12 protein-coding genes and 1 pseudogene are annotated in these 7,732 nt (G+C 37.3%); 11 read left to right on the plus strand and 2 right to left on the minus strand.

Going from position 1 to position 7,732, the window contains the following annotated elements; translation table 11 throughout:
• A pseudogene (locus tag AC1DND_RS18030) lies at positions 1 to 470 on the plus strand (TonB-dependent receptor); the annotation flags it as partial.
• Positions 471 to 525: 55 nt separating this feature from the next.
• On the opposite strand, the gene AC1DND_RS18035 reads toward AC1DND_RS18030, so the two are convergent.
• Positions 526 to 873, minus strand: coding sequence for a single-stranded DNA-binding protein (locus tag AC1DND_RS18035; RefSeq protein ID WP_215132117.1), 348 nt, complete (start codon positions 871 to 873; stop codon positions 526 to 528).
• A 242-nt stretch (positions 874 to 1,115) separates the two neighbouring features.
• Between AC1DND_RS18035 and AC1DND_RS18040 the strand changes: the two genes are divergently transcribed.
• From AC1DND_RS18040 to AC1DND_RS18065, 6 genes are all read left to right on the plus strand, one after another.
• Positions 1,116 to 1,481: a hypothetical protein gene (locus AC1DND_RS18040; protein ID WP_477583706.1), complete on the plus strand. Its 366-nt coding sequence runs from the start codon at positions 1,116 to 1,118 to the stop codon at positions 1,479 to 1,481.
• A gap of 236 nt (positions 1,482 to 1,717) precedes the next feature.
• Entirely contained in the window at positions 1,718 to 2,056 is a 339-nt protein-coding gene (locus AC1DND_RS18045; protein ID WP_029277439.1) for an avidin-fold protein, read from the plus strand.
• 96 nt (positions 2,057 to 2,152) lie between these two features.
• Complete coding sequence (locus tag AC1DND_RS18050; protein ID WP_477583708.1) at positions 2,153 to 2,596, plus strand: MepB family protein; 444 nt, start codon at positions 2,153 to 2,155, stop codon at positions 2,594 to 2,596.
• A complete protein-coding gene (locus AC1DND_RS18055; protein WP_477583722.1) occupies positions 2,557 to 3,348 on the plus strand; it encodes a methylated-DNA--[protein]-cysteine S-methyltransferase in 792 nt (263 codons plus the stop codon). Before AC1DND_RS18050 ends, AC1DND_RS18055 begins: the two co-directional genes overlap by 40 nt.
• Before the next feature lie 6 nt (positions 3,349 to 3,354).
• Entirely contained in the window at positions 3,355 to 3,603 is a 249-nt protein-coding gene (locus tag AC1DND_RS18060) for an Ada metal-binding domain-containing protein (RefSeq protein ID WP_477583710.1), read from the plus strand.
• Positions 3,579 to 4,187 carry an alpha-ketoglutarate-dependent dioxygenase AlkB family protein gene (locus tag AC1DND_RS18065; RefSeq protein ID WP_477583712.1) on the plus strand — a complete coding sequence of 203 codons (609 nt, stop codon included), beginning with the start codon at positions 3,579 to 3,581 and terminating at the stop codon, positions 4,185 to 4,187. Before AC1DND_RS18060 ends, AC1DND_RS18065 begins: the two co-directional genes overlap by 25 nt.
• Before the next feature lie 679 nt (positions 4,188 to 4,866).
• On the opposite strand, the gene AC1DND_RS18070 is transcribed toward AC1DND_RS18065, so the two are convergent.
• Positions 4,867 to 5,655, minus strand: a complete 789-nt coding sequence (locus AC1DND_RS18070) for a hypothetical protein (protein ID WP_477583713.1) — start codon at positions 5,653 to 5,655, stop codon at positions 4,867 to 4,869.
• A gap of 260 nt (positions 5,656 to 5,915) precedes the next feature.
• Here AC1DND_RS18070 and AC1DND_RS18075 point away from each other — a divergent pair, with 260 nt between their 5' ends.
• The 4 genes from AC1DND_RS18075 to AC1DND_RS18090 all read left to right on the plus strand — a co-directional run.
• Positions 5,916 to 6,389: a response regulator transcription factor gene (locus tag AC1DND_RS18075; RefSeq protein WP_477583715.1), complete on the plus strand. Its 474-nt coding sequence runs from the start codon at positions 5,916 to 5,918 to the stop codon at positions 6,387 to 6,389.
• A 116-nt stretch (positions 6,390 to 6,505) separates the two neighbouring features.
• Positions 6,506 to 7,048: a DUF4199 domain-containing protein gene (locus AC1DND_RS18080; RefSeq protein WP_477583717.1), complete on the plus strand. Its 543-nt coding sequence runs from the start codon at positions 6,506 to 6,508 to the stop codon at positions 7,046 to 7,048.
• Between the two features lie 54 nt (positions 7,049 to 7,102).
• On the plus strand, positions 7,103 to 7,453 hold the full coding sequence (locus AC1DND_RS18085; protein ID WP_477583719.1) for a DHCW motif cupin fold protein: 351 nt from the start codon (positions 7,103 to 7,105) through the stop codon (positions 7,451 to 7,453).
• A gap of 49 nt (positions 7,454 to 7,502) precedes the next feature.
• A partial coding sequence (locus tag AC1DND_RS18090; protein WP_477583720.1) for a DinB family protein occupies positions 7,503 to 7,732 on the plus strand: 230 nt, incomplete at its 3' end.

A 7,732-nucleotide genomic window follows, 5' to 3' on the forward strand; every position in this document is an offset into this window, starting at 1 on the left:
TTGAGCTGGAAACAGCCTTGTGGATTATCAAAAACAATACTTCATGGTTAACAGGATTACAACTAAGAAGCAATTATACCTGGAGCCGATTTAAATTTGAAGATTTTGTAAGCGGCACTAGCAATTATGCGGGTAACCAACTTACCGGAGTTCCAAAAAACATATGGGTTAATAGTCTCGAATTTAACTTTAAGAAAGAACTTTATTTCTTTGCTCAACACAACTACACCTCAGCCATTCCGCTAAATGATGCCAATACCACCTTCTCTAAAAGATACCATCTGCTTGAAGTAAAAGCAGGAATAAAAAACCTAAGGTTAAGCAGAACCCGTCTTGATTTATTTGCAGGCTTAAACAATCTACTAAACGTTGATTACAGCTTAGGCAATGATTTAAACGCCGCAAATGGGAGGTATTTTAACCCAGCCCCAGGAATTAATTTTTATACTGGCCTTTCTATTAAATTGTAATCTTTAAATCGCATCATATAAATCAAACATTTACATGATGCGATTATGCTACAGGCTAAAAAGCCTCCTGTTTTTCATTTTCTCTAATTATCACATCGCTAACGACTACGTCTACCCCATAACGCTTTTTCCCATCTTTACTGTCGTAACTATTTGCCTGTAACCTGCCCTCTACCCTTAAGCCTGTACCCTTTTTAACCTGAGCTTCGGCAATTTCGGCTTTTGCATTCCAGAAAGTTAAATTGAACCATTGTACTTTTTTTATGTCCTCTCCTGCAGCATTTCTATAGCTTTCGTTTATGGCCAGGTTAACTCTTGCTAATTTCTGATTTCCAAAAGTTTTAATCTCTGCATCTGCTCCTGCAAATCCGCTCAATACTACTTTGTTAATTGCACTTTCCATGATCTTTAAATTTTAAGTTTCTAAATGTTTAACGAACAGTCATCACCTCGATAACCGACAGGACAAAAGTGCCAAGATGATCAAAAATTAGTCGGTTCGTAAACATTTATAGTCGTTTATAAACGTTTATACACGGAAAACATGCATTTAAAGCTTCAATGAGGATGTTTTATATTTTTTTTATTCCACCATTTTATTTTATAAATTAGGTCATCATCCCATAATAAAAAAAAGAAATTATTATGGAACGTTTATGTTTAGACTGCGGAACCCTGATTAGAGGAAGGGCCGACAAAAAATACTGCGATGATTCTTGTCGTAACAATTACAACAATCGTTTAAAGATTGAGGATAATCTCGTGATTAAAAGGGTAAATAGCATACTAAGAAAGAATCGTGCTATCCTTGCTGCTCTTAATCCAAATGGCAAAACCAAGGTTACCGGTAAAAAGCTAATTTCGGCAGGCTTTAATTTTGAATACCATACTTATAGTTATGAAACCCAGAACAGCAACACATACATTTTCTGCTATGAATACGGTTATTTGGTTTTAGGTGATGACAGGTATCTGCTGGTAAAAAGGGAAGAAAAGCTTTGGTTGGCCTAGTTTAAAACGCTTTGATTTGCTAGTGTTATTTCCAGCATAAAAAGACGCATATAATCTCCCGCAAATTTCGCAGAAAGCGCTGATTTGTAATTTACTCAGCGTTAATCTGTGTGATCAGCGAGAAATTAATAACCATTATACAATTAACTTATCACTGGATTTAAACACCTAAAATTTGTAGCAGGCTAATCTTATGATTTTTTTATTCAGGAGGAGATAGTTAGTTTTATCAACTTATGATAAACTATAACAACAAGCTTTTTAAACCCACAAGCAATACAGAAAATGGAGAAACGTCAAACGAAACCATTTTTAGATATAAACAAACAGGAAATATCCTTACTGCTGAATATACAGGTGGAAAAATTATTTTTGGTCATTTGATTGGCTTAGTTGATGAAAACGGCAACATCGAAATGCGCTATCACCAGGTAAATAATCAAGGGGAACTCATGACCGGAATCTGCCATTCAAAGCCAGAACAATTAGCAAATGGCAAAATCAGACTTCATGAAACCTGGCAGTGGACATCGGGAGATAAATCAAAAGGACAATCAATTATCGAAGAACAATAAAGGTCTGGTTGATCAACAAGCTGAAACCGTTGCGGTAAATTAAATACAAGCCCCATTTTTGTCCAATTTCTTTCATCTCCAGTTTTATTAGCCAATATGCCTCCAAAAGAAAGTCCAATTAATCGAATACCGTTTATATTACGAACCGCATTCAATTTAGTTTACAGCCCGCTTAATTATCAAATAAATAACCTGCAAATAGAAGGTGAAAGTCGGGAATATGCAGCCTGTACTTTTGAATTAAACGGTCTAAAAATCAAGCACCGCCTTTCTAAAATTACCCCAACCAAGACTGGTCAATTTGTAACCATATGGAAGCGGAATGAAGCAGGAATTACTACTCCGTTTAATGATCAGGATGAATTTGACCTCCTAATAATATCTGCTAATAATGCTGACCTATGTGGCCAGTTCATTTTTCCAAAAGCCATATTGGTACAACATAAAATTATTACCAAAAATGGAATAGAAGGTAAAAGAGGGATTAGGATTTATCCTCCCTGGGATACAGGGCGAATTTTAAAACACAGCCTGGTTTAGAAGAAATTGCAGAGAAAGTAAATTTAAGCCCTTTTCATTTCCAAAGATTATTTAGCGAATGGGCCGGCACTACCCCTAAGCGTTTTTTGCAATACATTAGCATTGGTTATGCCAAAGAAATGTTGAAAGAAAACCAAAGTTTATTCGATACCGCATTAGAAACCGGCTTATCGGGAACCAGCAGGTTGCACGATCTTTTTGTAAACATTGAAGGGATGACACCGGGAGAATACAAAAACGGCGGCGAAAATCTCCACATCAATTATAGTTTTGCAGAAAGTCCGTTCGGTAATATCATTGTAGCCAGCACCTCAAAAGGAATTTGCCATATCGCTTTTTATGACGACGAAAATATTGCTTTGGCAAATTTGCAACGCCAATTCCCAGCAGCTCAATATCAGCAGATACTGGATAAAGAACAACAGAATGCATTATTTATTTTCAGTCACGATTGGAGCAAATTGCACCAGATTAAACTACATTTAAAAGGCACTGATTTCCAGTTAAAAGTTTGGGAAGCTTTGTTAAAAATCCCTATGGGTAAATTGGCCACTTATGGTAACATTGCCAAACAATTACAAAATCCTAATGCATCCAGAGCAGTGGGTACAGCGATTGGCGATAATCCGGTAGCCTTTCTCATTCCTTGTCACCGGGTAATACAATCAAGCGGTGCTTTGGGCGGTTACCATTGGGGAGTGAACAGAAAAACAGCCATGATTGGTTGGGAGGCCGCAAAAACTAATGTCTAACCCTGTATGATCAAACATGCAGATATTTCAACGGAAGAACTCAAAAAACATTTAAAAAACAAAGATATTTGCCTTGGCGGAAATGCCCGGTTGAAGATTTACGGATTACTTAAATGCAGATCGGGAAAGCGGATGAAGAAAGAAAACCGTGTATTTTTCCGTTCTGTAGATGAAGCGCTTCAACATGGTTACCGCCCTTGCGGGCATTGCTTAAACACAGCATATAAACAATGGATTTATTCAACACTACAATAGATGTTAACCAAAATCTGCTCCCATACGATGGAACAGTAAATTATTATGGAAAATTATTTCCGATACAAGAAGCTGATCATTATTTCGATGTGCTGATGAATACTATTGAATGGAAGAATGACGAAGCTTTTATTATGGGCAAACACATCATCACCAAAAGAAAAGTAGCCTGGTACGGAGATGAAGCCTATTCTTATACCTACTCCAATAAATCGAAAATGGCCTTACCATGGACAAAGGAGTTACTGGAGCTAAAAAAAATATCAGAGGAACAAACAGGTACCGCATTTAACTCTTGTTTACTTAATTTATACCACAACGGTGATGAAGGAATGGCTTATCATAGCGATGACGAGAAGGCCTTAGCTAAAGATTCTGCCATTGCATCATTAAGTTTCGGCGCTGAGCGAAGATTTCTTTTCAAACACAAAAAAACTAAAGAAACGGTAACCTTATTTTTAGAAAATGGAAGTTTATTGGTGATGAAAGATGAAACACAAACCAATTGGCTGCACCGCCTTCCACCAACCAAAAAAGTAAGTAAACCAAGGATAAACCTCACCTTTAGAACAATGGTGGTTTAGCTTAAATTGGACTTATTTAGGGGGAAAAATATTGTCATCCTGAAGGGTAATTTATTATATAAAAATCAATGTGAGTGACGTTTAATTAATTTCTTTTGCCCTAAGGCGCGGTCTTGCCTCGGCTCGCCGCCACCGAAAGGCTCTTTCTTTTTGGCATCAAAAAGAAACAAAAAATGCCGGCTGAAAATTTTTCTTTCGAAGCTAGGGCGTTGGCTTGAGGAGTGCGGCCCGAAAAATTTGTTAGGCCGGGTCTAAGTAGAACGGTGATACGGTGCTACGGCCTAGTTGGGCGGAAATACAAATCCGGCATAAATCGTTCATATTTATATTATTACCAAATAACATCAAAGGTAGCCTGCCGAAGGACAAATATTTTGTTTCGACTAAAAAAGCCCTTCGACAGGCTCAAATTAGCAGGATCCAATAGAAAGATCGTCATCTCGACCGAAGCACAGCGGAGTGGAGAGATCTTTGAGCTATGTTATTGAAATCGAAGTTAAAGATTTCTCCTCCGAAGGAGTTCCTTTGGAACACTACGGTTGAAATGACGATACTTCTAATCGACTCATCTCTTGTAATTTATATTGGTGTTGATACAATAAATTATCCCTCAAACTGACAACAATTCTAATTGAGTTAAAACATAGTATAGCCCCAACCAATAAAACTTCACAAAATCTTAGTGCTTAAACTCCTTAATATCTACAATGCGGTCATCATCAGCATTTTTCTTTAAGAAAGATGTTCCATTTGCATTCGCTACCCAGGTATAATCTCTTTGAATATTTCCAACAAGGGTTTCAGTTTCATTTATTAATGCTGCTGGCAATGGCAGGTTAAAAGTTTCGCCCGTTGCCGTATTTACCTGGTACAAAGAATTGGCGGTTAAAAAGGCTAGTGTGGTTTTATCACTAGAGTACATAAAAAATTTCCCCTGGATACGTTCGTCAGGATTTTGTCTCTTAATAGGATAAACCCTTGAATTTATAGTTGTGATAAAAAAATCGTTATTCACCAAAATATTACTACGTGTTAATTCTTCTAAACCGTTTGTATATTTTTTATCTTCAGCACCTTTTGATGGTTTATTCAAGCTCACCACTTCGGTTTTTCCATCATTAACAGAAATGATATAAAAAGGAGCCATTTTACCTGTTTCATTGGCTACCTGTACTAAAACAGCTGTTTTTTGTGTGTTGATGAATGATGCAACAATAAATTTCTGCGCAGCGGCATTTGGAGCATCGTCAACAATTATAGTGGTGTCTTTATATTGAATGGCAAAGCGATCGGCTGCTGCCATAGCACCAGAATCTGTTTTTACGATAGTAAGTACATTTTTCTTCGATTTCGGGAAAACATTAAAATCGTCACTGGCAGCAAACGATCTTGCCTTGTAGGCTTTTTCAGATTTACCGCAGCCAATTAAAACAACGGAAAGTAAGAGTGCATAAAGCGTAATTTTCATAGGTATTGTTATTTATTTTTTTGCTAATTTATAATCTTTATTGCGCTTATTTTATCAAAGTCACCAGAAAATTACCGCATCTGCTTAAAAAGTGCAACAGATCGTGTTTTATGTCTGTATTTCCCTGTCTATTAATTATAAAGACCACAACCTCTGGCATTTGCTTCTCCTTCAGATTCAAACGCCTTACTTTCTGTATTTAGATGGTAGAATTTGACTACTTCAGACTAAATTCCTTATTTTTGATTAACAGATAACCAATGGCAAACACATCGAATTTTCTCGCTAAAAATAAAAGCGTAATCTTATATGGGGTTTTCCTGGCTGCACTACTGTTTTTACTGAAATGGCTTGAACTTCGTTTCATTATCATCAACCATGCGTTCGAAATTTATGCTGGTTCGATAGCTGTTATTTTTACAGCTTTAGGCATTTGGCTTGCGCTTAAATTAACCAGGCCCAAAACCATACTGATCGAAAAAGAAGTTTTTACCGGGAAGCCTGAAGCATTTATCCTCAACGAAAAAGAACTGACCAAACTCAATATCAGCAAAAGAGAGCTGGAGGTTTTGCAGCTCATGTCTGTAGGTTTAAGCAACCAGGAAATTGCGTTAAAGTTATTTGTTTCCTTAAACACCATAAAAACACACAACGCCAGGCTTTTCGAGAAACTGGAAGTTAAACGCAGAACACAGGCCATAGAAACAGCCAAAAGACTCTGTATTATCCCTTAGTGCACTGACGCATTGGTATTAAAAAGCAATCAATCTGAAAAATCACCCTAAAGTATGAGGGTTAAAAAAAATAATCGAAGCAATTTTGTGGTGTAAACCTCTTAAATTATAAACAGATGAAAAAGAACGTAATTGTATTTGGATTAATCGCCGGCTTAATTGTATCAACCTTGATGGTGCTCTCTATGGCGAGATGTTATAGCGACCCGAATCTTGAACACAGCATGCTTATCGGTTATGCCTCAATGGTATTGGCTTTTTCCTTTATTTTTGTCGGCATCAAAAACTACCGCGATAAATACAACGATGGATTAATCACTTTCGGCAAAGCATTTAAAATCGGGGCATTGATCAGTTTGGTAGCTTCTACCATATATGTTATTGTCTGGTTGATTGATTATTATGTATTTATGCCTGATTTTATGGATAAATATGTTGCCCAGGCACTTAGAGAAGCCAAAGCAGATGGTGCATCGGCAGCTGAGCTGGCAACTAAGACAAAAGAACTGGCTTCCAGTCAGGAAATGTACAAAAACCCAGTCATGGTAGTTCTATTTACTTATATGGAAATACTGCCTGTAGGAATATTGATCTCATTGGTAGCAGCACTCATTCTGAAAAGAAAACCAAGCACTCCGTTAAGTGTAAAAACCGCTTAAGATACCTGTTAATCTGATCTCCTTTTATTAATTTTAAGCCACTAAAAAACAGCTATGTATACGATACCCTTTACCAATATAGATTGGAGCCAGATAGAAAAAGTAGAATACCCTGGCGAAACAGGCACAGCAACATGGCAAACCTTAAACCTGGATGGCTTAAGGATCAGGATTGTAACCTACTCTGCGGGCTACCTTGCCGATCATTGGTGTCAGAAAGGCCATATTGTACATTGTTTGGCAGGTAGCTTTGTAAGTGAAATGGAGGATGGAGCAACATTCGCGCTTAGCGCGGGGATGACGTATGTGGTTTCTGACGATTTAAGTTCACACCGGTCAGTATCACAGGAAAGCGTGAAACTTTTAATCATTGATGGCAGTTTTTTAAAACCAAAAGACACTTAAGGTGATTTATTAATTATCACCCCATTTCGCAGTTATTATAAAAGATAAAATGATGCTGGTTAAATCACTTTTGGGTGAATTTCTTCATGAAGCAGAAAACACCCGCAAACTTTTAAATGCAATACCAAACAGTGCTTTGGATTTTATACCCTCAGCACACTCCTGGACTACGGCCCAGTTGGCATCGCACATTGCTGAAATCTACGATTGGTATCCAGGAACTTTTCACGGCAACGAATTTAACATGGATACCTATAAGCGTGACGAGGTAGATATCAG

It is taken from the genome of Pedobacter sp. 01N416 (assembly GCF_056399685.1).

Excerpts from the sequence above, each read along its gene's own strand:
- AC1DND_RS18035 (WP_215132117.1), bottom strand. The coding sequence starts at position 873 with ATGGAAAGTGCAATTAACAAAGTAGTATTGAGCGGATTTGCAGGAGCA.
- AC1DND_RS18040 (WP_477583706.1), top strand. The coding sequence starts at position 1,116 with ATGGAACGTTTATGTTTAGACTGCGGAACCCTGATTAGAGGAAGGGCC.
- AC1DND_RS18045 (WP_029277439.1), top strand. The coding sequence starts at position 1,718 with ATGATAAACTATAACAACAAGCTTTTTAAACCCACAAGCAATACAGAA.
- AC1DND_RS18050 (WP_477583708.1), top strand. The coding sequence starts at position 2,153 with ATGCCTCCAAAAGAAAGTCCAATTAATCGAATACCGTTTATATTACGA.
- AC1DND_RS18060 (WP_477583710.1), top strand. The coding sequence starts at position 3,355 with ATGATCAAACATGCAGATATTTCAACGGAAGAACTCAAAAAACATTTA.
- AC1DND_RS18065 (WP_477583712.1), top strand. The coding sequence starts at position 3,579 with ATGGATTTATTCAACACTACAATAGATGTTAACCAAAATCTGCTCCCA.
- AC1DND_RS18070 (WP_477583713.1), bottom strand. The coding sequence starts at position 5,655 with ATGAAAATTACGCTTTATGCACTCTTACTTTCCGTTGTTTTAATTGGC.
- AC1DND_RS18075 (WP_477583715.1), top strand. The coding sequence starts at position 5,916 with ATGGCAAACACATCGAATTTTCTCGCTAAAAATAAAAGCGTAATCTTA.
- AC1DND_RS18080 (WP_477583717.1), top strand. The coding sequence starts at position 6,506 with ATGAAAAAGAACGTAATTGTATTTGGATTAATCGCCGGCTTAATTGTA.
- AC1DND_RS18085 (WP_477583719.1), top strand. The coding sequence starts at position 7,103 with ATGTATACGATACCCTTTACCAATATAGATTGGAGCCAGATAGAAAAA.